Origin of the sequence: Mariniflexile aquimaris (assembly GCF_042676825.1) — a bacterium.
Lineage (GTDB): Bacteria > Bacteroidota > Bacteroidia > Flavobacteriales > Flavobacteriaceae > Mariniflexile > Mariniflexile aquimaris.
Window position 1 is genome coordinate 1 of the sequence record NZ_JBHTIB010000009.1, and the last position, 698, is coordinate 698.

At 34.0% G+C, this 698-nt stretch carries 1 protein-coding gene; it reads right to left on the minus strand.

The annotated features are described in order from the left end of the window. Positions 1-192: 192 nt before the first annotated feature. Entirely contained in the window at positions 193-624 is a 432-nt protein-coding gene (locus tag ACFQ0I_RS07975) for a T6SS immunity protein Tdi1 domain-containing protein (protein ID WP_379941062.1), read from the minus strand. Between the last annotated feature and the right edge of the window lie 74 nt (positions 625-698).

The window sequence follows — 698 nt, forward strand, 5'->3', positions numbered from 1 at the left end:
TCATTTCTATACATAATGTTTAAAATTATGTAGCCTTATTTCAGGACGGGTCAAAATGTTTGCCAACGTGTTTGTATAAGAATAGTTGCGGGTTTGCGTGCGAGGATTTTCCGAAGGAAAATCAGATGTAGTAAATACGCAACTACCTTTGTTTTAGCACTAAACCGCAATTATTTTTATACGGTGTTGTGCCTAGTTTTTTATATTCAGTTTTATTTTTTGTCCGTCTTTCAAATCCTTTATCTGAAATCCTAAATCTCCACTAAAAGCAATTAATTCCGCAAAACTAATTTTTCCAAGATTTGATTTTTCATATTCTCCGCCAATAACAGCCGACATTTTCAAACAATATTTTTCGTTTTCTTTTAATTCTCCAAGTTCCGATTTCGCAATATTCACAAGGTTTGTCATTTCCCAATCTTCTATAAATTCAGAGTCAGATGAGATTTTATTAAATTCAGATTCTGATTCCGCAATCTTTTCGCAACTTATTTCTTCGGGACAAATTCTCCAATATTCGTTTTTGTCCGTTTTGAAAATCACATTGCCAAAGTCATTCGTCCGAACTATTTCGGTCGCATTAAATCCTTTCCAATTCCAAGCTTTATTTATTTCGGCAATCATTTTCTCAAATTAGGCACAACGTTTATGTGTAAGGAACGTTGCGTGTTTGTGTGCGAGGATTTTCCGAAGGAAAA

What these genes read in the sequence shown, in the direction of transcription:
- ACFQ0I_RS07975 (WP_379941062.1), bottom strand. Translation starts at nt 624, where the DNA reads ATGATTGCCGAAATAAATAAAGCTTGGAATTGGAAAGGATTTAATGCG.